Origin of the sequence: Grimontia celer (genome assembly GCF_900055185.1) — a bacterium.
Lineage (GTDB): Bacteria > Pseudomonadota > Gammaproteobacteria > Enterobacterales > Vibrionaceae > Enterovibrio > Enterovibrio celer.
Map to the genome: position 1 here is coordinate 1 of NZ_FIZX01000104.1, position 507 is coordinate 507.

1 pseudogene is annotated in these 507 nt (G+C 34.3%); it reads right to left on the minus strand.

The features are described 5' to 3' along the window. Positions 1-507 (minus strand): annotated as a pseudogene (locus GCE9029_RS26685) (hypothetical protein); the annotation flags it as partial.

Consider the following 507-nt stretch of genomic DNA (forward strand, 5'->3'; position numbering starts at 1 on the left):
TACTCTTGTTATATTTCCAAGTTGAAGTAGTTCTAGAGACTATTTTATTTGTTAGATCCAGAGATTGACAATTTACTAAGTTATGTATATTACCATCGTAGGCAATGTTAGATAGTACATTATCAAATTTATCATCTTTAATAATGATTTTCTCTGTGAATGTACACCCCGGACGGATGCTGCTATTAAAATTGTTAATACTAGCAATATCAAAAGTATTGTTGTAAACACCCCACTGAGTTGAAAGGTTAACCGATGTGGACTCAGACAACACTTCCACCTCTGTTAACAAATCATCGCTCATTTTTGTGGTTGTTTGCTTTGCTGATTGATTAGTACCTAGAGAAGAAATATAAACCTTTTTATACCAATTCCTAGCGCCGTTTTCATCTTTGAAGTAGTAATGAACTTGCACATAGCTATTGGGGTTGGTTTGTTGTAAATCTTTGGTATCTGTGAACGATTTCTTTAGACCTGTTACGATATTTTGGGCCTTTAAGGCAAGGT